The organism is Granulicella pectinivorans (assembly GCF_900114625.1).
GTDB lineage: Bacteria > Acidobacteriota > Terriglobia > Terriglobales > Acidobacteriaceae > Edaphobacter > Edaphobacter pectinivorans.
Genome location: NZ_FOZL01000001.1, coordinates 3,730,342 through 3,752,793 on the forward strand (window position 1 = coordinate 3,730,342; position 22,452 = coordinate 3,752,793).

General features: G+C 60.9%; 17 protein-coding genes and 1 tRNA gene. 9 read left to right on the forward strand and 9 right to left on the reverse strand.

The annotated features are described in order from the left end of the window. The first annotated feature begins 10 nt into the window (after window positions 1–10). From BM400_RS14850 to BM400_RS14870, 4 genes are all read left to right on the forward strand, one after another. The gene (locus tag BM400_RS14850) at window positions 11–625 is read left to right on the forward strand and encodes a biotin transporter BioY (RefSeq protein WP_089840157.1); all 615 of its coding nucleotides are present in this window, start codon (window positions 11–13) and stop codon (window positions 623–625) included. Window positions 626–705: 80 nt separating this feature from the next. After that, window positions 706–1,560, forward strand: a complete 855-nt coding sequence (locus tag BM400_RS14855) for a menaquinone biosynthesis family protein (RefSeq protein ID WP_089840159.1) — start codon at window positions 706–708, stop codon at window positions 1,558–1,560. Between the two features lie 122 nt (window positions 1,561–1,682). Next, a tRNA-Lys gene (locus BM400_RS14860) sits at window positions 1,683–1,758 on the forward strand. A 271-nt stretch (window positions 1,759–2,029) separates the two neighbouring features. After that, the gene (locus tag BM400_RS14870; RefSeq protein WP_089840163.1) at window positions 2,030–2,305 is read left to right on the forward strand and encodes a hypothetical protein; all 276 of its coding nucleotides are present in this window, start codon (window positions 2,030–2,032) and stop codon (window positions 2,303–2,305) included. Window positions 2,306–2,454: 149 nt separating this feature from the next. On the opposite strand, the gene BM400_RS14875 is transcribed toward BM400_RS14870, so the two are convergent. After that, window positions 2,455–4,170, reverse strand: a complete 1,716-nt coding sequence (locus tag BM400_RS14875) for a carboxypeptidase-like regulatory domain-containing protein (protein ID WP_175529044.1) — start codon at window positions 4,168–4,170, stop codon at window positions 2,455–2,457. Between the two features lie 189 nt (window positions 4,171–4,359). Continuing rightward, a complete protein-coding gene (locus tag BM400_RS14880; protein ID WP_089841974.1) occupies window positions 4,360–6,102 on the reverse strand; it encodes a GWxTD domain-containing protein in 1,743 nt (580 codons plus the stop codon). A gap of 291 nt (window positions 6,103–6,393) precedes the next feature. On the opposite strand from BM400_RS14880, the gene BM400_RS14885 reads away from it, so the two are divergent. Beyond that, window positions 6,394–7,788 carry an efflux RND transporter periplasmic adaptor subunit gene (locus tag BM400_RS14885; RefSeq protein WP_089840167.1) on the forward strand — a complete coding sequence of 465 codons (1,395 nt, stop codon included), beginning with the start codon at window positions 6,394–6,396 and terminating at the stop codon, window positions 7,786–7,788. A 191-nt stretch (window positions 7,789–7,979) separates the two neighbouring features. Further along, window positions 7,980–8,759, forward strand: a complete 780-nt coding sequence (locus BM400_RS14890; protein WP_089840170.1) for an ABC transporter ATP-binding protein — start codon at window positions 7,980–7,982, stop codon at window positions 8,757–8,759. A gap of 72 nt (window positions 8,760–8,831) precedes the next feature. Here BM400_RS14890 and BM400_RS14895 read toward each other — a convergent pair whose 3' ends face one another. The 3 genes from BM400_RS14895 to thiE form a co-directional block, all read right to left on the reverse strand. Then, on the reverse strand, window positions 8,832–10,025 hold the full coding sequence (locus BM400_RS14895) for an acyltransferase family protein (RefSeq protein ID WP_141223951.1): 1,194 nt from the start codon (window positions 10,023–10,025) through the stop codon (window positions 8,832–8,834). Window positions 10,026–10,235: 210 nt separating this feature from the next. Beyond that, complete coding sequence (locus BM400_RS14900) at window positions 10,236–11,834, reverse strand: amino acid permease (protein ID WP_089840175.1); 1,599 nt, start codon at window positions 11,832–11,834, stop codon at window positions 10,236–10,238. 114 nt (window positions 11,835–11,948) lie between these two features. Beyond that, window positions 11,949–12,575, reverse strand: a complete 627-nt coding sequence (gene thiE / locus BM400_RS14905) for a thiamine phosphate synthase (RefSeq protein WP_089840177.1) — start codon at window positions 12,573–12,575, stop codon at window positions 11,949–11,951. Between the two features lie 35 nt (window positions 12,576–12,610). On the opposite strand from thiE, the gene BM400_RS14910 reads away from it, so the two are divergent. Further along, entirely contained in the window at window positions 12,611–12,922 is a 312-nt protein-coding gene (locus BM400_RS14910) for a hypothetical protein (RefSeq protein WP_089840179.1), read from the forward strand. Window positions 12,923–12,944: 22 nt separating this feature from the next. On the opposite strand, the gene accC is transcribed toward BM400_RS14910, so the two are convergent. From accC to BM400_RS14925, 3 genes are all read right to left on the reverse strand, one after another. Further along, the gene (gene accC, locus BM400_RS14915) at window positions 12,945–14,300 is read right to left on the reverse strand and encodes an acetyl-CoA carboxylase biotin carboxylase subunit (protein WP_089840181.1); all 1,356 of its coding nucleotides are present in this window, start codon (window positions 14,298–14,300) and stop codon (window positions 12,945–12,947) included. A gap of 79 nt (window positions 14,301–14,379) precedes the next feature. After that, window positions 14,380–14,880 carry an acetyl-CoA carboxylase biotin carboxyl carrier protein gene (accB, locus tag BM400_RS14920; RefSeq protein ID WP_089840184.1) on the reverse strand — a complete coding sequence of 167 codons (501 nt, stop codon included), beginning with the start codon at window positions 14,878–14,880 and terminating at the stop codon, window positions 14,380–14,382. A gap of 22 nt (window positions 14,881–14,902) precedes the next feature. Next, on the reverse strand, window positions 14,903–16,021 hold the full coding sequence (locus BM400_RS14925; RefSeq protein ID WP_089840186.1) for an aminopeptidase P family protein: 1,119 nt from the start codon (window positions 16,019–16,021) through the stop codon (window positions 14,903–14,905). A 307-nt stretch (window positions 16,022–16,328) separates the two neighbouring features. On the opposite strand from BM400_RS14925, the gene BM400_RS14930 reads away from it, so the two are divergent. Further along, on the forward strand, window positions 16,329–18,242 hold the full coding sequence (locus tag BM400_RS14930) for a hypothetical protein (RefSeq protein WP_089840188.1): 1,914 nt from the start codon (window positions 16,329–16,331) through the stop codon (window positions 18,240–18,242). Window positions 18,243–18,320: 78 nt separating this feature from the next. Here BM400_RS14930 and BM400_RS14935 read toward each other — a convergent pair whose 3' ends face one another. Further along, complete coding sequence (locus BM400_RS14935) at window positions 18,321–19,709, reverse strand: outer membrane beta-barrel protein (protein ID WP_089840190.1); 1,389 nt, start codon at window positions 19,707–19,709, stop codon at window positions 18,321–18,323. A gap of 213 nt (window positions 19,710–19,922) precedes the next feature. On the opposite strand from BM400_RS14935, the gene BM400_RS14940 reads away from it, so the two are divergent. Then, on the forward strand, window positions 19,923–22,424 hold the full coding sequence (locus BM400_RS14940) for a RecQ family ATP-dependent DNA helicase (RefSeq protein ID WP_089840192.1): 2,502 nt from the start codon (window positions 19,923–19,925) through the stop codon (window positions 22,422–22,424). Window positions 22,425–22,452 lie beyond the last annotated feature (28 nt).

Genomic DNA, 22,452 nt, shown 5'->3' on the forward strand with positions numbered 1-22,452 from the left:
AAGGAACACCATGAACTCCGCAGCCTCCCAGACCGTCGTCCTCTCGCCCGCCAAGCCATTCCACGAGACCCTTGCGGGACAGGCCCTCCTCGCTGTTGCGGGCTCGGCCTTCGTTGCCGTCTGCGCGCGCCTTGCCGTTCCTCTTCCCTTCACGCCCGTACCGCTCTCGCTCGTCACCTTCGGCGTCCTCCTTGTGGGACTCTCACTGGGCCCTGTCGTCGCCTTCTCTGCCATGGTCCTGTACCTCATCGAAGGAGCATCCGGCCTGCCTGTCTTCAGCCCCGCCGGTCCCGGAGGCCTCCTGCAGCTCTTCGGCACCAATGGTGGATACCTCTTCTCCTATCCCCTCGCCGCGGCAGCAGCCGGAGCCATCGTCACCCTGGCCCGCAAGTCGCCCCGCGTGGATGCCTCTGCGACCCTCCGCTACGCCTCCGCTGCGGTCGCCGGAACCGTCGGCGCAGCCTTCTTCTTCCTCGTCGGAGCCACCTGGCTCGCCAGCTATCTTCACCTCTCCACCACCACCGCCATGCATATGGGCGTGGTCCCCTTCCTGCCCGGAGAAGTCATCAAGGTCGCCGCGGCCGCGGGTCTTTACTCCGCCGGTCGCACCCTTTCGCGCTCCTAACGCATCTTTCCTAACCCGCGTCGAACGTCCGCGCCAAAACTGAACCAGCCTTCACCCAGAAATTCGAGAAAACAGTACCCATGAGCACCCTGAACACTGAAATCCAAGAGATCAGCATCGCCCACAGCCCCGACTCCGATGACGCCTTCATGTTCTATGGCCTCGCCACCGGCAAGGTCCGCGTCCCCGGCTACAAGTTCACCCACGTACTCACCGACATTGAAACGCTGAACCACAAGGCCATCAACGAGGCATTCTACGACGTCACCGCCATCAGCTTTCACGCCTACCCCTACCTCCAGGACAACTACACCCTGATGGCCTGCGGTGGATCTGTCGGCGAGAACTATGGCCCCATGATCGTCGCACCACGGCGCATCACGCTCGAAGAGACCAAGAAGAAGACCCTGGCCGTCCCGGGCACGCTGACGACCGCCTACCTCGCTCTGAAGCTCTACTACCCCGACTACGAGACGGTCACGGTTCCCTTCGACCAGATCATCCCCGACGTCGTCGCAGGCAAGTACGATGCCGGCCTCATCATCCATGAGGGGCAACTCACCTACGCCAACGACGGCCTCGTCAAGCTCCTCGACCTGGGCGTCTGGTGGCGTGAGCAGACCGGTCTCCCCCTTCCCCTCGGCGGCAACGCCATACGCCGCAAGCTCGGCCAGGAGACCATGGAGATCACCACCAAGGCCCTGCACGACTCCATCCAACTCGCCCTCGACAACCGTGAGCCGGCGCTTGCCTACGCGATGCAGTTCGCCCGCGACCTCGACACCGCAACAGCCAACCGCTTCGTCGGCATGTACGTCAACGAGCGCACGCTCAGCTACGGCGAAGACGGCCGAGAAGCCATCCGCAAGCTCCTCGACATGGGCTTTGAGAAGGGCATCATCCCTCACAAGGCAAACGTCGATTTCGTCGGATAAATCCACAGGAAACACTCGTCCGGGCTTCATAAATCAGGGCGAGTGTGATAACTTTGAAAAAGTGCGTTGGACGAGTGCAGCGAGGCAATGAAGCAAGCCGGCTACCTCAAAAAACCCAAAATGGACGCGTAGCTCAGTTGGTAGAGCATTCGACTCTTAATCGACTGGTCGTAGGTTCGATCCCTACCGCGTCCACCATCAAATCTGTTTCACCTGTTGCACGAAAGTCCCAGCCCACCGCTGGGACTTTCCTTTTGCGTCAGCATCACGGTCTGGCCCCATTGCGGTTCGCCCGCGGACAATGTGACCAAAGGGTGTCCAAAACATAAAATTCTGCTTTTCTTGATCTTGATCAACGCCGATCAATTCCACAGCGCTTAAGGTTGTGATCATAATCACAGCGGACGGAACTCAGTTCCATCTATTCAAATATCGCTTCCACCCCTGAGCAATCCAAGAGCGAGGCAACATGAACGACATGATCAAGCGTAAGCAAAGCTTCCTTCTCCGCCTTCCCCTCTCCGTCCGGGAGCAGGCCATGAAACTGGCATTGGAAGAAGGCACATCTCTCAACTTTTTCATCAGCATGGCAGTATCGGAGAAGATCACACAACTCGAGATCCGGCGTGAGGCCTCGCAGCGGCTTGCAGCCGTTCGGCCACAGCCAAGGCAAAGCTACCCCTCCAGCATGCCCCTTGGCCCTGCGCGGCGCATGGCAGAACCTCCAAAGCCGATGTATGGGTGATCCATCGGCCGTCAAAAGCAAAGGCAGAATCCAGAAGATTCTGCCTTTGTCCTTGGCTTGATTGCGTGGCACCCGCACAACCGGTAGAAACTCCTCGTCACAGTCTGCATGGACAGACAGAGGTCCCCAACGGAGAAAACAACGCCAGATTAGAAGGTGTAAGAGAGCCCAGCCTGAATGACCCTGGGAGACTGCGCCAGAAACACCGTACGACCATCCTTCGAGATCAGCGGCTGGTATCCCTGCTCCAGAAGGTTCGTCACATCGACCACTGCATTCAGCCCAGTCGGGAGCACTCCCCCGAACCGCAGCGGCTGCGACAGGTAGAAGCTCAGGAAGCTCTGGTCGCTGAACGGAGCGTACGCATCCACCGAAGTCACCATGCTCCGTGGCTGCCACCGGTACGCAGCCCGTATTTTAGTCCCTGTGCCCGCCACACGCCCCTTCAGAGCAATGGTGGCCGTCTGCCCCTGCCGAACACGCATGCCTTCGCTGGCCGCCTGTAGGGTCGTGGCGCAGTCCCGTGTAGACAAGGCTGCACCTGAACTGGCCGCAAACGCCACGGAAAGCCCTTGCGTGATCGGCTCCGAAATCGTCACCCTCACACCCTGGGCCGAATACGCGTTGCTCAACAGGCGGAAGCTGTCGGTCATCGTATCGATCAGAAGCCCCTGCACCCCAGGCCTCTGCAGATCGTCGGGGCTCAGAATCCCCGTACCGGCGATCCCCGCGTTATGGATCGCGTCATGGTAAAAAGCCACCTGCACCAGCCCCCGGCCGTCCGTCCTGCTGATCGCGAACTCGTTGTGCATTCCCTTCTCGATCGCCAGCCGCCCGTTCGCCATCGCAGCCACGGGAGTCTCTCCCTGCAGCGCATCGAGCGCCTCATACGATTGCAACTCCCGCGACGTCGCCATCCTGTATCCGACAGACCAGTTCTCGACCGGGTGAACGGTCATGCGCATAAACGGCATCGTCGCCATCCCCACACCCGAGACGCGAATCGCCGTGACCGACGAGCCATACTCCACATCCAGCAGGTCGCCCAGCTTCGTCTTCTGCGCCGTAGCAAGCCGGATCGAGCCCAGCCCCGCAGCCCCCCCGGTGCTGCGCATCTCCGGATGAGACTGGACGTTCATCACCACCCGCGCCGCGCCGTCGAAGCCGATCTTCCGCTCGTATCCCGCATCGAAATCCGCCGTCGGAGCCCGGCCCGTCGCACTCAGCTCGCTCCCCAGATCGCCCCGCAACACGATATCTGAACCATCTTCGAAAGCCGTATCGACAGAGAACTTGTGATGCACCCCGCCGAGCCCAAAACCACCGTCCCCGCTCGTCACTGCAGCGCTCACATGCTGCGCCGGCTTGTGAGCCTCGGTCGCCGAAGAGGAAACGACAAGAATCTGACCGTCATCATCGATCATGCGCAGAATCGGCCGGTTCGCCGCCGATCGCAGCGTCCACTTCCAATCGTCGGAAGGCTCATCCGCCCGCCTGCGCTCTGCAGGCAGCCAACTCGTCGATTGAAAGACCGTACTTAGCGTCAGGTCAACGACCGCCCGCGCTCCAACTGGCAGGCGCAGGTTACTGCGAATCGCCGGAGTAAATAAGGCAAGCGTTGCCCTCACCTGATAACGCCCAGGCAGCAGATTCTCCACACGGTAATGTCCGCTTAAATCGGTATAGGCCGTCCGCACCAGCGTAGCGTCGGATCCCAGAATTTGGACCAGCGCCCCCATCTGCGCCACACCCTGCGCATCCCGCACCACACCCGAGACGGCGGCGTCTGAGCTCGCAGCCCAGCCCGATCCCGCTGTCATCCACAGCAGTGCGGCCACAACGAATTCAATCCGGATCTTATGCACAGTCAGGCACCGAAGGCGTCGTACCGGCCCACTCCAGAAATCTCTCCGAAGCCCCAAGCAGGGTTTCACGGAAGAGGTTTTGCCTGCCCAGCGGCCGCTTATCGCCATACCATCCGCGCTCGCTCACCGCATCTTCGTTCAGTCAGGGGAGACACCCACAATAACAGGCGGCTCCCCTGCTGAAAAGTTCTAATCGACAATAAATGGAGCCGATTCTGCAATCTGCTGCTTCGACACTCCATCATTGACCTTGATGCTCACCTGGTACTTGCCCGGTTGCAGGCTCGCCAGAGGCATGCTCTTCTCGATCGTCAACTGATCCGCGTTCGGACTCAGCTTGTTCGTCAACTCCTGGCTCACGACGATGGCCTTGTTGGTCGCCATATCCGTGATCTCGTAGTTGACCGTCGCACCGTTCTGCTTGCTCTTCTCATCGATGCCCAGGTTATACACCTGCATCCAGAAGTTCAGACTCTGTCCGCGATGGAACGTCACCGGAGCCGCAATCGCATTCGGAACCCGCGGCCGGATCTTCGTATCTCCGATGACGAAGTTACCCGCACCGATATCCCGCGAAGGAACCCGTTCCATCTGATCGGCCAGGATCAGCGACGAAGCGGCTAGATGATCGTCATCGTACTTCGGAACGTTCACACTCCGGCGCCACGTACCAATGTGGTCCGGATTGTTCACATCCTTGATCACGATGTCGATCTTGTACAGCCCCGGGCGCAGCGGCAGTGCCTTCCAGTACACCGACATGTCGTTCTGCTTGCGAGCCAACAGCTCGCTCGGCACCTGCACGCCTACCGACTCTTCAAACGTCTGCACCACCTTGTGGTTCAGGTTCGACACGCGGCCAAGGATGTTGACGGTGCCCATCGCCACGCCGTCCTTGTTGCTGAAGGTAATGTCCTTGTTGCGAATCTGCAGCGTCAGCGGCACCAGTACCGTCTCGTTCGTCACGCGGACGTAGTCCGTGCGCACATCGAACAGGAACGGAGGCCCGGTCAGAATCTTTCCGGTCGCCATGAACGCCTCGAGATCCTTGAACTTGATCGGCGGGGGAGCCATCAGCTTCGCGTACCGGTCCAACCGGTCGAACTGCTTGCTCTGGTTTCCTTCCGTGCCCGGTCCCTTGCCCAATTGCTCCAGGCCACCGCTCGAGAAACGATCCGCCTTGGTCGACTGCCCCATCTGCTCGGACATCGTTGCGCCCGCGCCCGGAACGTTCTTCAGAGCATCCTTCTCCGACCGGTCGATCGTCGCGTGGTAGTCGCCGCACATGCAGGAGTCCACAAACTCAATGTCAATGTTGTCGCCGATACCCTCGATATAGCGGTAGTGCCAGATCTCGAACGGGAACGTCGACGTCGATCCGCCGCCCTCATCCATCGGACGCTCATATTGTCCGCCGCTCGGGTGCGAATCGATGTTATCCGGCTTGCCGTATGCGATATAGATATGTCCGCGATCCGTGCGCCAGCCCGGCTTACCTGCGGCAAAGTGCTCGTCGGCGTACGCGATGCGCTGATAATGCTGCTCGCGATACTCGTTCTCAGGCGAATCCGGGTTCGGGTTTCTCCGCAGCCAGAACTGCTCGATGAACTGGTCACGCTCCTCATCGTTCGAGAGCTGCTTGAATGCCGCCAGCTCCTCGTCCGAGATAATCCAGCGGACGTCTTCGTCAACCCACTTCTTGTAACCGCCCTTCAACTCAGCCTTCAGGCTCTTCTGCTGCTCGAACCGCTTCTTATCCGAGATGCGGGTCTTCAGCGGGTCGGGGTGCTCTACCACCACCGGACCCTTCGCGACGCCATTCGCGGGAGGCGGCGTCGTCGTAGCGTCCTGGCCAAGCGCAGACACCGCAGCAAAGCTCAAAAACGGGAGGAGCAGGAACGAATAAAACTGGGGACGTACTGAAATTCTCATAGTGGCCGCGATGCTCCAGAGTGCAACCTTGATTGTAGTGGGCAAGCAACCCGAAGACAAGAACTGGAATCCACGAAGCGCATCTGCCCTGATATCATTCTGCCAAACCAACGGATACGTGTAGGACCGCATTTCGCGCGAAACGAAAGCGGCCCAAACATAAAAAAGAGCGGTCGCGCCCCGAAAAGCGTCCAACACCGGGAACCCGAAGACAATGCCTTGCGTACCCGTTGCTGACAGCGATCCAACCTGCACCCCTTATCCGACCCGAGAATCGAAAAGAAAAGGCTCATGAGCACAAAGAAAATCATCATCATCGTTGTCGTCGTTCTGGTCCTCATCGGCATCGGCATTGGCACCGCCGTCAGCAACCAGGGCAGCGTCACGCCCGTCGCCACCGGTAAGGCCACGAAACAGGACCTCGTCTCCATCGTCAGCGGCACAGGCCAGATCAAGCCAAAGACCTATGTCAACATCGGTGCCACCGCCTTCGGACGCATCACCCACCTCAACGTCAAAGAGGGTGACCACGTCAAGAAGAACGACGTCCTCGCCACTGTGGAGAGCGTTCAGCCCCAGGCCACCGTCGCCGCCCAGAACGCGACCATCGCCGCCTCCAGAACCGACGTCAGCTCCTACATCGCCGCCGAACAGACCGCCCAGGCGAATATCGCGCAGGCCCAGGCCGATCTCGAGCAGAAGAAGTTCGACTACGGCCGCGCCAAGGCCCTCTACGAAGACAAGCTCATCGCCAAGCAGGACTACGACGCCAAGAAGGCTGCGCTCGACGTCTCCGCCGCGACTCTGCAGCAGCGCCAGGCCGCGCTCGCCCAGGCCAAGGCCCAGACCGACTCCCAGCGCGGACACGTCAACCAGGCCGTTGCCTCGCAGCGCGCCAACTACGACGCCCTCGACAAGACCATCTCCCGCGCCCCCTTTGATGGCCTCGTCACCAACGTCCCCGTGCGCGAGGGGGAGACCATGGTCGTCGGCATCCAAAACGCCGAAGGCTCCACCCTCATGACCCTCGCTGACATGTCCGTCATCACCGCCGAGGTCAAGGTCGACGAGACCGACATCGTCAACGTGGAGATAGGACAGACCGCCGACATCACCGTCGACGCTCTCCCCGGCCGCACCTTCAAAGGCCATGTCACCCAGGTCGGTGACCAGGCCCTCCTCCGCACCACCGGCGTCGCCACCAGCCAGTCCACCACCGGCACCGAAGAGGCCAAGGACTTCAAGGTCGTCGTCACCATCGACGGCGTCGCCAATCAGGACGATCTTCGCCCCGGCCTCTCCACTACCGCCAAGATCACCACCGCGCACAAGCCCGATGCCCTCACCATCCCCATTCAATCGCTCGTCCAGCGCGATCCCGTAGCCGAAGCGGAGTTGTTCAAGCACCTCGGCAAGCCCGCGGCGACGCAGGCGTCAACCGGCGGCAACACCGCCAAGCCCAAACTTATCCAGGGCGTCTACGTCCTCAACACCGTCAACAAGAAGCTCCGCGTCAACTTCGTTCCCGTCACCACCGGCATCACCGGCGCGACGGACATCGAAGTCGTCTCCGGCCTCAAACCTGGCGACGAGATCGTCACCGGGCGCTACAAGGTTCTGCGCAATCTGAAGAGCGGGACCCATGTCAAAATCGACAACTCCGTCGAAGCGACCCCGACGTCTTAGCCTCAGGCTCTGTTTTTGCTTCTCATCCCCGAAGGAGACCTTCTCTTGCCTTCGCGTTTGCTTCTCAGGATACGTCCGGGCTTCGGCCCGGACACTTCGAACCGCAAAAAAACGGGCTTTAGCCCAGGGATATGGTTCTGACTGCAGAACCCGAACCGCAACCCGCAGCATCGAAATACCCGGAGACCCGGATGGCCATCGAAACCCTAGCACCCGTACAGCCCACCACCGAGTTCCCCAACGCCGACGGCCCCCACCCCGGCGACGTCATCGTCACCAGCAATCTCTGGAAGACCTACGTCATGGGCGACCAGCAGGTCAACGCCCTCCGCGGCGTCAATCTGCGCATCAAGCACGGCGAGTACGTCGCCATCATGGGCCCCTCGGGCTCCGGCAAGTCGACCCTGATGAACCTCATCGGTTGTCTGGACTCGCCCTCCAAGGGCAGCTACTGGCTCAACGGACACGACGTCTCCAAGCTCAACGACGACGAACTCGCCCGCATCCGCAACAAAGAGATCGGCTTTGTCTTCCAGACCTTCAACCTCCTCGCCCGCGCCACCAGCCTCCACAACGTCGAGCTCCCTCTTATCTACAACGGCACACCAGCAGCCGAGCGCACCGCACGCGCCAGGGCCGTGCTCGAGTCGGTCAATCTAGGCTCCCGCATGATGCACAAGCCCAACGAACTCTCCGGCGGTCAGCGCCAGCGCGTCGCCATCGCGCGCGCCTTGGTAAACTCACCCTCCATCATCCTCGCCGACGAACCCACCGGAAATCTCGACTCCAAAACGTCCGTCGAGATCATGGGTCTCTTCGACACCCTCCACGCCAAGGGCAACACCATCGTCGTCGTCACCCACGAGCCTGACATCGCCGAATATGCACACCGCGTCATCACCATCCGCGACGGCTCGGTAGCCAGCGATCAGCCCTCCAGCCGCATCACCGGCCAGAAGTTGAGCCACTAGGTCTCTTAGAGTCGCGAACGAAACAAGAAAGGCTACCCGTTTCCCAGGGTAGCCTTTCTTGTGTGAATGCGATCAACGCGGAAGGGAGGCATCTACGGTGACAGCCTGCTTCTTCGGAGCTTCCCTCTTGCCGGAAAGGAAAGCTAGCAATTTCTGCGGCCATCTCCTATCCATGCAAGGCCTCTCGATCAGCACGAAAAAGACTGCGCCTGCCGCAATAAGAAGCGGGATGAAGATCAGGATCGATACTACAAATCGAAGATAGCTTGGATCGCGTGGCGCCATCTTATAGTAAGCGAAAGCGAGAGCTTGCAGGACCAGCGAGTGCGTAAGGTAAATGCTATAGCACATGCCACCTATGATCGAAATAGGGCTCAGGCTATAAAACCACCGGAAGACCTTCCCTTTGAATGCTCCAAGCAGCAGAAGAACGAGCATAGCCGGTCCGAAAACCTGAGAGCCACCGTCCGGAACGATGAAGAAGACGATCCACACGACAGCACTCAAGACATCCCAAAGCCACGTGGATGGAATCCGGCCAAGGTCCGTCACGAAAATGTCGGCGACAAGCATCCCCGCCAGGAAGAATTGAATCCAGACCCCAATCGAATAGAAGAAAAGATCATGATGCGACAGACCTGTGTAGTTCCACAGGTAGTACTGCACGGTACCCGGAAGAAACAGCGCGAAAACGAAAACGCAACGGCGCAGCGTCGCTTTGGCGCGGAAGAGCAGAGGGGCAAGAAGGAAGATCAACAGATAGAACTGAATTTCGATCTCAAGCGACCATGCAACAAGCTGCACCACCGGGTAATCCCGATAGATGGCCATATCCAGATAAAAAATGCTAGCCAGAAGATGCGGCAAAATCCACAGGAAGGTATAGCCCTTTGCCGCCATCACCGGGCCAGTGCGAATCAAGAGGCTCAAGATATAGGGGGGTTCGAGACGCGTGACCCGACGCATCAGATAGGGTCCAAAGCCGATTTTCTTGCCGCCGTTGAGATACTGCTTCGCAAACGGAAGGCCGAGAATAAAGCCGCTGATGGCGAAAAATACCGGAACGCCATAGCGTCCATTCAGCATCAAGTCGTAGGTGAAGTGCGCAAAGGCATTCGAAGGCAGCGCATAGTATCCCATATAAGTTTGGGATAACAGAAGGACGTGAAACACCAGCACCGCGAAGATCGCCATGAATCGGAGACCGTCGATCTCGGGCAGGTAAGCACCACTGGCGGTGATTCGACGGAGCGAAGGAAAAGACACCAACAATCGATCTCCTGCATGGATGGGGATGTGAAAGATACCCAAGGGTGGTTGCACTCAGGGGAGAGCGCAGAATGACACGCATCTTATCGCTTGGGTCTATTTGCCGGAGTTTATCACGCGCCTTTTGCGGCTCAGACAGACGGTAGCAGCCAACAAAGGCAAACGCCCGGGAATCCCGGGCGTTTGCCTGGTTATCGGCGCCTTCTTCTACTCAAAACTCTTCGTAAGGCCCTGCTGTACCCGGCTATGCTTCCGGCTATATCCGAAGTAAACGCAAAGCCCAATCAGCAGCCAGACGATCAGACGAATCCAGTTCGCCCTGCCCAGTTCATACATCATGTAGCCGTTGAACAGGATCCCCAGAATCGGAATCGCCGGCACAAACGGCGTACGGAACGGACGATGCCGGTTCGGATCCTTCCGCCGCAACACGATCACCGAGATGCACACGATCACAAACGCGAACAGCGTGCCGATATTCACCATCTTGCCGATATCATCGATCGGCGTCACCGATCCCACCACCGCTGCCAGCATTCCGGCCAGAATCGTCCCCTTCCACGGTGTCCTGAAACGAGGATGGACATCCCCGAAGAACCCACGCGGCAGCAGCCCATCCTTGGCCATCGAGTACAGCACTCGGCTCTGTCCAAGCAGCATCACGAGCATCACCGACGTCAAACCGGCCAGCGAGCCGATCGTCACCACATTCGCCGCCGTATTCAATCCGCGATCGAGGAACGCCCGCACAATCGGGGCCTCGACGTTCACCTGCGGCCAGTACACCATGCCCGTCAGCACCGCCGCCACGCCGATATAAAGCAGCGTACAGATCGCCAGCGAGAGAATCATGCCGATCGGCATATCCCGCTGCGGATTCTTCGCCTCCTGAGCCGTAGTCGAGACCGCGTCGAACCCGATATACGAGAAGAACACCAACCCCGCCGCAAGCCCGATCCCGCCGACACCGAACGGAGCAAACGTGTGCCAGTCCTGTCCCCAGTTCGCCCTGTTCACATAGTGCGAACCAAGCCCCAGCACGAACAGCACCACGGCAACCTTCAGCACTACGATGCCCGCGTTGAAGTTCGCCGACTCCTTGATCCCGATCACCAGCACTGCGGTAATCACCAGAGCAATCAGAAACGCCGGCAGGTTGAACCCAATCTCCACGCCACCGATCTTCGGTGCATTCAGCAAGGCATGGGCTGCAGCAGTCAACGCCGGCGAAGGATGCGACATCAGCGCGCTCAAGGCATCGCTGAAAACCTTCGTTCCGGAAACGAAATCCGGATGCGCCGCCATCAACTCCTGCCGCGCCACGATCTCGTAGGCCTTCTTCAATCCCGTCCAGTGGTCGTACGCCAGCCAAAGCGGAAACTTCAGATGGAAGATTGCCAGGAACTCCACAAAGGTGTTCGACCAGCCCGAGCTCACCGTGCTCGCGCCCATCGCGTACTCCAGCGTCAGATCCCAGCCGATGATCCACGCAAACAGCTCACCCAGCGTCGCATACGCATACGTGTAGGCCGACCCCGCCAGCGGAATCATCGCCGCGAACTCTGCGTAACAGAGCCCAGCGAACGCGCAGCCAAGCCCCGACAGCACAAACGCCAGCATCAAAGCCGGCCCTGCCGTCTGCGCGCCCAGTCCGCTCAATACAAAGATGCCCGCACCGATCACCGCGCCGATGCCAAGCGCCGTCAGCGCAAATGGCCCCAGCGAGCGTTCCAGGGAGTGCGACCCATGTTCATGGGACTCCTCCATCAGTGCTTCCATCGACTTCTTTGCAAAGATTGTGGGCATGCGTGTCAGACCTCTCCAAATTTCAATTCGCATCCCCCAGCCGAACTCGTCCACGGGGCTCAAGCGAGTCAAACCCGGTGACCATTGGACTGGTGGTTGTAACGCAATACTAACCTACCGCAAAAGCTCCAGAAACTCCTCCGCAATCCGTCCCGGACATTCACCCTTAACTATCAGCCCCGAGATCACCGCCACCGCATCCGCACCGGCGTCGATCACGCTCCGCGCATTCGCCCGGGTGATTCCGCCAATCGCCACCAGCGGCTTGCGAGTCAGCATCCGCGCCCGCCGTACCCCCTCCAGGCCCACCACAGGCGAAGCATCCAGTTTCGTCCCCGTGGCAAACACCGGCCCAATCGCAACGTAGTCTGCGCAACTGGCCGATGCGGCCTCAATCTCCGCCGCAACATGCGTAGAAATCCCCACAATACTTCCCGCCCCCGCAACCATCCGCGCATCCGCCGGAGCCAGATCCCCCTGCCCCACATGAACCCCATCCCATCCGGCCAGCGCCGCCAGATCCGCCCGGTCGTTCATCAGCAATGTAGCGCCCGTCCCGGCGAAGACCTCCCGCAGAATCGCCGCGTCCCGCAGCATATCCTCGGGTGTCCCATTCTTGTTCCGGTACTGCACCAGCCCCACTCCGGCCCGGCGCATCTCTTCTCCAAACGACCGCACCCTGCACCCATGCGCCCGCAAAACATCTACATCGACAATCGCATACAGCCGGGAGATAATCATCGCGAAACCCTCACCCCCGCAGCATCGAGGTATCCGTGAAGCTCACCGGAAAGCTGACCGATCCAATCAACGCAAAGCAACTCGCAAAACTTCAGGAGCGATGGAAGCGCATGTCCCGGCGTGGTCTTGCCCTTCACACGCTTTTCATTGGATCCGCACTCTTCATCTGGATGTGCGTCTGCTACTTCAGCCTCATGTACTTCAGCGGCCACTTCCATCTCGTGCGGGAGCCCCTCATCCTCTACACCACTCTGATCAGCTTCCTGTTCCCCGCTGGCATTTTCCCTATCGCACAATACTGGGCCACCAAGCGCATGGTAAGCAGGCTTATGCCCACCGAAGCCTGACCCGGAACACCGGCAGAAGCCGTTACCCCTGCTTCTGCCGCTCGAAAAACCGCTCCATGAACTTCGTATCGAAGGCCCCAGAACGAAACTCCGGATCCGCAAAGATCTTCTGATGCAGCGGAATCGTCGTATGAATCCCCTGCACCACAAACTGGCTCAGCGCCCTCTGCATCTTGTTCATCGCCTCTTCGCGATCCTTGCCATGGCAGATCAGCTTGGCGATCAACGAGTCGTAATACGGAGGCACCACACCCTCCGCATACTGCGCCGTATCCACCCGAACCCCGTTGCCGCCGGGAACGTTATACGCCGTAATCTTACCCGCGGACGGCGTGAACTTCTCCGGATGCTCCGCATTGATGCGGCACTCGATCGCGTGACCGCGAATCTCCGGTACCTTCGGCACAATGTCCGAAAGCTTCTCGCCCTGCGCGATCCGAAGCTGCGCCTTCACCAGATCCACACCGGTAACCATTTCGGTCACACAATGCTCCACCTGGATACGCGTATTCATCTCGATGAAGTAGATCTTCCCATCCTCATCCATCAGAAACTCGATCGTCCCGGCGTTCCAATATCCAATGTCCTTCAGCGAACGCTCGATCGTCTTCCCCAGCTCCGCCCTCAGCTTCGGCGAGACCTGCAGCGAAGGAGCTTCCTCAATCAGCTTCTGATGCCGCCTCTGGATCGAGCATTCCCGCTCTCCCAGGCTCATCACATTGCCATGCTCGTCCGCCAGCACCTGGAACTCGATGTGCCTCGGCCGCTCGATGAACTTCTCCATGTACATGTCGCCGTTGCCAAACGCATTCGCCGCTTCGGTCGAGGCCTGGTTGTACATCGAGGGCAGCTCGGCCGCTGAGCGCACAATTCTCATGCCACGCCCGCCGCCACCGGCCACAGCCTTCAGGATCACCGGATAACCAACCGACTTCGCCCACTCCAGCGCCTCATCGACATCGGCAATCACGCCATCGGAGCCCGGCAGAATCGGCACTTTGGCCTTCTTCATCGTCTGCCGCGCCGTGGACTTTTCGCCCATCATGCGCGTGACTTCAGGCGGAGGCCCGATGAACTTGATATTGCTCGCCCGGCACACCTCGGCAAAGTTAGCGTTCTCGCTCAGCAGCCCATACCCCGGATGGATCGCGTCCACATCCGTGATCTCCGCCGCCGAGATCACCGCCGGCACGTTCAGATAGCTGTCCGCCGAACGATTCGGGCCAATGCAGATCGCCTCATCCGCAAACCGCACATGCAGCGAGTTGCGGTCCGCCTCGCTGTACACAGCGACCGTCCGAATCCCCATCTCCTTGCACGCGCTAATCACCCGCAGTGCAATCTCTCCGCGATTTGCAATCAAAACCTTACGAAACATGAATAACCGATGCCTTTTTCGTACCGTTGCCCTTTTGGTTGTCATTCCCGAAGGGAATCTGCCTTGTGCGTGTCTCTCTTTACTTGGCCCGAATCGCGAACAAAGGCTGGCCATACTCCACCGGCTGCCCGCTCGAAGCAATCCGCTTCACCACTTCCCCGGCGACATCGGACTCAATCTCGTTCATCAGCTTCATCGCTTCCACGATGCAGAGCACCTGCCCAACCTCGACGATGTCCCCGATCTTGACGAACGCGGGGGCTCCCGGCGAGGGCGACTCATAGAAGGTCCCCACGATCGGCGACTTCACCTCATGCAGCTTCTCTTCCACCACAGCAGGTGCAGCCGCTGCAACCGGAGCCGCAACAGCGACCGGAGCAGCCGCAACCGGAGCCTGCGCCGAAGCCATCAGCCGGCTCAACTGTGCCATATCCAGCCCGGGGGCGGCTGCTACAGGAGCCTCGCCCGCAAACTTGATCCGGACCTTCAGGTCCTCGCGCTCCATGTCGAACTCGGCAATCTCGTTCGCCTTCAAAAACTCAATCAACTGCTTCAGCTCGTCCAGATTGTTCCCGTCCATCATCTCTCCCAAAAAAAATCTCTTACAACTCAATCCAGGCCTTCGGGCTCGGCGTCAGAACCTCGCCGCCCACGGCACTCACCAGCACCATATCTTCGATACGCAAACCAAAACTGCCCGGCAGATAAACGCCCGGTTCAATTGTAACGACCATACCGGCCTCCAGCGTCTGCGTCTGCTTCGCCGCAAGCCTTGGCCCCTCATGAATCTCAAGCCCGACACCATGCCCCGTCGAGTGGCTGAAAAATCCATCCAGCCCCGCTCGCCGCAACACGCTGCGTGCCGCTTCATCCACATCGCCGGCACTCGCGCCCGGCTTCACTGCCCGGACCGCCGACTCCTGTGCTTCCAGCACCAAATCATACACGTCCCGCTCGCCCGGAACCGCACTCGCCTTCACCGGACCCCGAGCCCGGCCCATATGTACCGTCCGCGTCATATCGCTCGAGTACCCGTCCACCACCACCCCAAAGTCCAGCGTGACGAATCCCCGCTTGGGAATCTTCGCCAACGTGGCCCGGCCATGCGGCAGCGCGGACCGTTCCCCGCTGGCAACGATCGTCTCGAAACTCATCGCCTCGGAGCCAGCCAGCCTTGCCCTGTATTCCAGTTCTGCCGCAACGGCCATCTCCGTCATACCACCTTCGATAAACCCAAGCATGTGGTCGAACAACCCACACCCCAACAGCGCCGCTCGCCGCAGAATCGCGATCTCATCCTCGTCCTTCACCTCGCGCAGCCTCGCCACCAGTGCGCCGACATCCACAAACATCTCCCGCCGCGCCTTCACCCCGAACGCCTTCGAAAGCCCCGCCTCCATCCGCGTCAACGCCGCCACGGTCGTCTGCGTGCCATCGAAGCCGCACCGCGTCACGCCCGCTGCCTCCATCCACTCACACGCCGCCACGACCGCCGACTTCGCCGCGATCGTCACCTTCGTCCCCACTGCCTCGGCCTGGGCCTGCGCGGTGTAGCGTCCGTCGGTAAACAGCATCGCCTTCGCGCCAACCAGTACCAGCGCCGCGTTCGACCCAGTAAATCCACTCAAATAACGGACATCCGGCAGATGCGTCACCAGCAGCGCCTCCGCCAACTTCCCCACACGCCTCACTGCCTTCTTCTGCCGCGCCTTATAGTTCATTCGACCCATTCTAACGGACTCTCCCTTCAATGTTTCGCCCCCCGGAACGATCCTCAAATGAGGCACATGGCTACTCGACTCTCACCCGGCACCCGAAAGCTCCGTGCAGGATCCCATTCCCGCCCGCCTCGACTGATCCGACTCATCAACACCCTTCACTGTCTGTTCGGTCTCGTCCTCATGGGAGCCTCGCAGAGGCCTGGGAGAGCAAAGCATACCCCCCCGCAGAAGAGGTTCTTTCCACCCGATGGAAGGGATCGGACGTCCGTTCACCGGAACGCACCCCAGAGAGCGTACCCTAGGGAGCATGATGATGCCCCGGATTCGCATCGCTGCCCTACTTCCCTTGCTCCTTCTGCCTCCCACCTCCCCCGCCCAGACCGTACCCCAGACTGCGCCCCAGAGCGCCTCCCAGACCGTCCACCCCGATGCCGCCCCCATTCAGGCCACCCGCCTCACCAATTGCCCGCTCAACGAGTTGACCCACGCCCGCGATTGCACCCTGGGCGTCTTCACCTTCGATCATGGCGGGGCGGACCCCAACGGTCACGAATCCGCCCACTCCACCGAACTCACCACCACTGGCCCAGGCATTTCCCTCGGCAATTTCGGCGGATGGCGCGTCCAGTTTCTCAATGTGGACGAACTCAACGTAGCCAATCGCGGCATCGCGCAAGGCCGGTCTCTCAAGTTGAACAAGCATGCGACGGGCGATACGATGGGCACCTACGACTACGTGTTTTCTGACGGAGGAAGCACCGCCCTCTCCGACGAAGCCATCAAAGGCGAAGCCGCCAATGTCGGTGAGACAGACGGTTACTTCCACGGCAAGATTGCCTCCACCACCGGCACCGGTGACATCGCGCCAGCACTCACCTTTGTGTCCGGCAACAACTGGACCACCGACGGAGCCCCCCTTCTCGACATCACCAAAGGCACCATCAGCGGACACCTCACCGGTCGCAGTGCTCCTCTTCCCGGCAGCACCTACCTCAACACCCTCACTGTCGATAACGAACTTCCACTCTCAACCGCATGGGGAATCTGCAACACCGCCATTCCCAACAACCACACCGCCCAGGTCAACACCCCATTTACCTGCAACGTCACGCTCAAGCAAGGCCGTTTCAGACCCCAAGGCGTCGTTTGTGTCACTGGCCCCAACTATCCAGAGCAGGCTCCCATCACGGCGGCCTCCACCCCCTCAGGCGGTAGCCAAAGCATCACGATCGCCGTCCGCAACCCCAACACCGCCGGCATATCCATCTTCCAGGGTGGTCTCTGCGGCCAATACATCAGCTTCGACGCCAACCTCGCCCTCACCGGCTACCGCTCCTCCTACTACGCCTTCGGAGCCCTCGACCCGCACCACCTGATCTACGGCATGAACCGGCGTGGCGTGGTTGCTGGCGGCTTTATCCCCATGACTGGAGATGAGGCTGCTGCGGTCGGTGTCGATGGCCTCGACGGCTATCATCTCTACCCCGGATGCGAGGTCGTCACGAATCGCACCTTCGGGGCCAACCCCATCTGCGAGCCCAATGCAGTTCCCTGGGCCACCTCCGATCTCATCGAGGCCCCGCACAACGTCGCCGTCAGCGTCACCGGACGATCGATGAACGTCTACCAGAACACGCCCTCCAACGGCTGGGGGAGTGTTGGCGACCTGCTCGTCCTTCATGGCCCCGGCACCAGCGGAAACAACTTCATCGGCCGTCTCACCCGCAACGCCAATCCCGTCACTCTCTACAAGCCCTTCGGCGGCCCGCTCGACGCCCCCGACTTCCACCACATCGACGGCTACTTCGACGTCGGACTAGCCTTCAGACCCGCACCTCACATCCTCATCCGGGTCCAAAATAACCGCGACACGCCCAACACACCCATCACGCTCTTCTCCCTTCCCGGAGGAGACATCAGGTGGGATCCCGCAAGCGGCTCCCTCCTCGCAAAAACCGGTCTCCACGGCACCACCACCGCTATCGGAGGCCGCCCCCTCGCGCTCGGCACCTGCGCCACCGGAACCGCCACCATCCCCGGCGCGAACAACACCATGGTCCCAGTCACCGTAGCCAGCACCACCGGAGCACCTGGCTTCAGCCCTGGCGGAGCCTTCCAGGTCAACGCACAGGTCACAGCCCCCGATACGGTAACGGTCAGCGTCTGCGCCATCCTTCCCGGCACACCGCGCCCCTCCACCTACATCGTCTCTCTCCAATAACCCGGGCTACAAAATCGGAGTCCCCACATCTCGCTTCTGCGATGTGGGGACAACCGCCGAGAAACATTCCCAACCGCCTCAAAAATGGAAGATCAGATCCGTAGCCACCGTGAACTGGTTCTGCGTCGTCCCTTTGTCGTACGCATTCCTGTCCCAGGCATGATCGAACCGAATCTCAGGGCGAATCTGCACCGTTGTTCCAACCCAGTGACTCAACGTCAACGTCGTCTCGGTGTACTTCGTGTTGAACCCCGTCCGCTGCCCCTTCTTATCGTTCAGAAAGTCCCCGCGAAACCCCACAAACGTATGCGGAGAAAGCTCCTTGTTCAGATAGCTGACAAAGGCCCACTCCGGCGCAAAACAGCTCTGCACTCCAGCCCGGCAGAGAGCCCCATTTGCCCCCGTCTCCGGCACCAGCGTCCCGCCCAGGCTCGGTACATCCCGCTCGTACATCACATAGGCTTCGGTAGCCATGTGCAACGTCTTTGAGAACCGGTGATACCACGTCCCGTCATACTGCTGCAGATTGTTGAACGAGTACTTCCCGTCATTGATGCCATTCGCGCACACGTAGAAGTTGTTGTTCACCGAAGTCGTCGTATAGCTGCCACATACCGTAGCCGAAGGCTTCGCTCCCTTGGCCCACGGAGCGATATCGTGCCCCGCCGTCAACCCAGCCTGCACCACCCACTGCTTCGTCGCCTGCATCGTCACCAGCACCCCTGTATCGGTAAACGGATCGATCCCATACAGCAGTGAGTGCGTTGAAAAGTAGTTGTTAGGGCTCAACTGCGCCTCGATCCCCGGAATCGAGATAAACCGCCCCACCCGGATATTCATCCCCTCTCGCACTCCCGGGATATACACATCCAGGTACTCCAGGCTGGGATCGAACCCATACTGCCGGTTATGCACCAGCAGTTGGCTCGAAAAGTACCCCTTGTCCGTCGTATACCGGTAGTCCGTCCCGTACAACGCCGTCAGGTGGAATCCCCAATCCAGATGCTCCCTCTGGACAGAATCCGGAAGCCGCTCCACATAAAGCACCACTTGGTTCATCTCCAGCCGGTTCGGATAGAGATTGTTCGCCAGCGGCGCATTGCTCCCCGAGGAAGTCGAGAAGTTCAGCGTAGGCTGCACCCATCCGTAGACCTTGGTCCTGCTCCTGGCACCGTTGATCGCCGTCATCAGCGGATAGCTGTTCCCATCCGCCTCCCCAATCGTCGGTGACCCGCCATACGACCAGTCCGCGCTCGGGAACGGAGGCGAATCCAGCGCCTGCGGAAGCCCACGCCGTGGAGCCGGAGCAGCAACCGGGGCGGACGGATCCAATGGCTTCCAATCCGTCCTGTAAAAATCCCCCCAGCGCGCAAAGAAAGTAGGCTTCGCTCCGTCCTGCGCAAAGCCAACCCCAAAACCTCCAAGCACATACACAACGAGCCCGATCCGCAACCATCTCGAAACCATGCCTTAAGCATGCACCCCCGCACCATCAAGAAGCTGTGTAAAAAACACTCCCCCAACCCTCACCCGGCGTTTGCACGCAGACCGCACCGAACAACGGGACGCCCGCACGACTCGCTGGCGCCACAACCGTTAGAAAACTCACAGTTCGACCGCCACCCGCGCAGCGAGCCCATCCGGCAAGACTCGAAGAATATGCGAAAATCAGAAAGCCGTATGAACCTCGAAACACTCCTCCACAGCACGTTCGGATTCCCCGCCTTCCGCGCGAACCAGGAGGCCGTCTGCCGCGCCGCCACCGAAGGCCGCGACGTCCTTCTCGTCATGCCCACCGGTGCCGGCAAATCCCTCTGCTACCAGCTTCCCGCCATCGCCCGCGGCGGCACCGCCCTCGTCATCTCCCCCCTCATCGCCCTCATGGACGACCAGGCCAATAAACTCACCGCCGCCGGCCTCCGCGTCGCCCGCATCCACTCCGGCCTCTCCCGCGACGAAGCCCGCCAGGCCTGCCGCGACTACCTCGACGGCACCCTCCAGTTCCTCTTCATCGCCCCCGAACGCATGCGCGTCCCCGGCTTCCCCGAGATGCTGGCCAAGAAGAAGCCAGCCCTCATCGCCATCGACGAAGCCCACTGCATCAGCGCCTGGGGCCATGACTTCCGGCCCGACTACCGCACCCTCGGCGACCACCTCCCCGCCCTGCGCCCCGCCCCCATCATCGCCCTCACCGCGACAGCAACCCCGACGGTCCAGAAAGACATCGTCAACCAGCTCAACCTGCAATCCCCCGCGCTCTTCATCCACGGCTTCCGCCGCGACAACCTCGCCATCGAGGTCGTCGAGATGTCCAAGCCCCGCCGCACCGAGTTCGCCGTCAAGCTATTGAAAAATAAACAAAACCTTCCGGCTATCGTCTATGCGCCCAGCCGCAAGGCCGCGGAGGAGCTGGCCTCGCAACTCGGCTCCAAGGCCTCCGCCTACCATGCAGGCCTCGACCCCGCCACCCGCGAACGCGTCCAGCGCCACTTCCTCGCAGGCTCCCTCGACATCGTCGTCGCCACCATTGCCTTCGGCATGGGCATCGACAAGGCCGACGTCCGCACGGTCCTCCACATCGCCCTCCCCGGCTCCGTCGAGGCCTACTACCAGGAGATCGGCCGCGCCGGCCGCGACGGATTACCATCGCGAACCATTCTTTTGCACTCGTTCGTAGACCGAAAGATCCACGAGACCTTTCTCGAGCGCGACTACCCCCCCGCCACCGAACTCGACCGCGTAGCCCGCGCCCTCAAGCCCGAATTCCTCATGCCCGAGCCCCTCTGGCGCCAGCTCCGCATGTCCCCCGACATCTTCGGCAAAGCCGTCGAAAAACTCGCCTCCCAGGGAGCCGCCCAGATCGACATGGCCGGCAACGTCCGCTCCACCGGCCTCACCACCTGGCGCACCGGCTACGAGACCCAGGTCGCCTTTCGCAAGAGCCAGATCGAGCGCATGGCCACCTTCGCCGACACCCACCAGTGCCGCATGACCGCCCTCATCCGCCACTTCGGCGACACCGCCGACGGCACCCGCCCCTGCGGCCACTGCGACGCCTGCGACCCCGCCTCCGCCACCTCCCAATCCAGCCTCCAGCCCCCCGACTCCGAAGAACTCCGCCAGCTCTCCGCCATCCTGCGGGCCTTGGACGGCCAATCCCGTTCCACCGGAAAGCTCCACACCGAACTCGCCGCCGGAGCCCTCCGCGGCACCCCCGCCGAAAAAGACCGCCGCACCTTCGAAGCCCTCCTCGACTGCCTCTCCCGCGCCGCCCTCATCTCCATCACGCCCGAGCAGTGGACCAACCCCGCCGGCGAACTCATCAGCTTCAAAAAAGCCGCCCTCACCTACGAGGGCCGCGAGGCCGCCGAACAAGGCCTCACCCTCACCCCCGACCTCCTCCTCCGCGAGACCGACGCCCCCGCCGGCAAAAAGGGCAAAGCCTCCTCCCCTAAAGCCACCCGCCGCGCCGTCCGCGAAGACGCCTCCGCCGCCTTCACCCCCGCCCAGCGAGCTCTCGAAACTAGCCTCCGCGAGTGGCGCAAGGTCGAAGCCGCCAAGACCGGCAAACCCGCCTTCATCATCTTCGGCGACGCCGTCCTCACCGCCATCGTAGAGGCCCAGCCCACCACCATCAGCGCTCTCCTCAACGTAAGCGGCATAGGCCCAGAAAAAGCCGACCGCTACGGAGCCGCCATCTGCGCCCTTTGCCGCAACGAGCAGGTAGAGACCGCCGAATACGGCACCCCCACCACGCCGGCAAAGAAAACCCGCCCGGCCAGCCAGTCCAAACTGACCCTGTCGCAAGACTCCCCGGATCGGGGCTCCCACCCTTCGTCGACAACATCCACCAAGGGTGGGGTAAAAACCTCCACGGCAGCAAAACCGGCCACCGTCCCCGTCCGCCCCTCCTTCACCCCTCGCCCCGCCGCCACCAACCCCCAACCCGAGGTCGAACTCACCCCCGACCAGCAAGCCGTCGACACCCGCCTCCGCGACTGGCGCAAGACCGAGTCCGAGCGCCTGGGCCTCCCCCAGTTCTTCGTCCTCGGCTCCTCGACCCTACGCTCGCTGGTACTCCAGCAACCGAAGACCATCGCCCAGCTCCAGTCCATCTCCGGCATAGGCCCCGAGAAAGCCGCCAAGTTCGGCCCCCAGATCCTCCAGGTCCTGAACCAGTAGCGCCACAAATCCGGGTGCCCCACATCCC

Excerpts from the sequence above, each read along its gene's own strand:
- BM400_RS14855 (WP_089840159.1), top strand. The coding sequence starts at position 706 with ATGAGCACCCTGAACACTGAAATCCAAGAGATCAGCATCGCCCACAGC.
- BM400_RS14880 (WP_089841974.1), bottom strand. The coding sequence starts at position 6,102 with ATGAGAATTTCAGTACGTCCCCAGTTTTATTCGTTCCTGCTCCTCCCG.
- BM400_RS14935 (WP_089840190.1), bottom strand. The coding sequence starts at position 19,709 with ATGGTTTCGAGATGGTTGCGGATCGGGCTCGTTGTGTATGTGCTTGGA.
- BM400_RS14930 (WP_089840188.1), top strand. The coding sequence starts at position 16,329 with ATGATGATGCCCCGGATTCGCATCGCTGCCCTACTTCCCTTGCTCCTT.
- accB (WP_089840184.1), bottom strand. The coding sequence starts at position 14,880 with ATGGACGGGAACAATCTGGACGAGCTGAAGCAGTTGATTGAGTTTTTG.
- accC (WP_089840181.1), bottom strand. The coding sequence starts at position 14,300 with ATGTTTCGTAAGGTTTTGATTGCAAATCGCGGAGAGATTGCACTGCGG.
- BM400_RS14850 (WP_089840157.1), top strand. The coding sequence starts at position 11 with ATGAACTCCGCAGCCTCCCAGACCGTCGTCCTCTCGCCCGCCAAGCCA.
- thiE (WP_089840177.1), bottom strand. The coding sequence starts at position 12,575 with ATGATTATCTCCCGGCTGTATGCGATTGTCGATGTAGATGTTTTGCGG.
- BM400_RS14870 (WP_089840163.1), top strand. The coding sequence starts at position 2,030 with ATGAACGACATGATCAAGCGTAAGCAAAGCTTCCTTCTCCGCCTTCCC.
- BM400_RS14900 (WP_089840175.1), bottom strand. The coding sequence starts at position 11,834 with ATGCCCACAATCTTTGCAAAGAAGTCGATGGAAGCACTGATGGAGGAG.
- BM400_RS14890 (WP_089840170.1), top strand. The coding sequence starts at position 7,980 with ATGGCCATCGAAACCCTAGCACCCGTACAGCCCACCACCGAGTTCCCC.
- BM400_RS14885 (WP_089840167.1), top strand. The coding sequence starts at position 6,394 with ATGAGCACAAAGAAAATCATCATCATCGTTGTCGTCGTTCTGGTCCTC.
- BM400_RS14940 (WP_089840192.1), top strand. The coding sequence starts at position 19,923 with ATGAACCTCGAAACACTCCTCCACAGCACGTTCGGATTCCCCGCCTTC.
- BM400_RS14925 (WP_089840186.1), bottom strand. The coding sequence starts at position 16,021 with ATGAACTATAAGGCGCGGCAGAAGAAGGCAGTGAGGCGTGTGGGGAAG.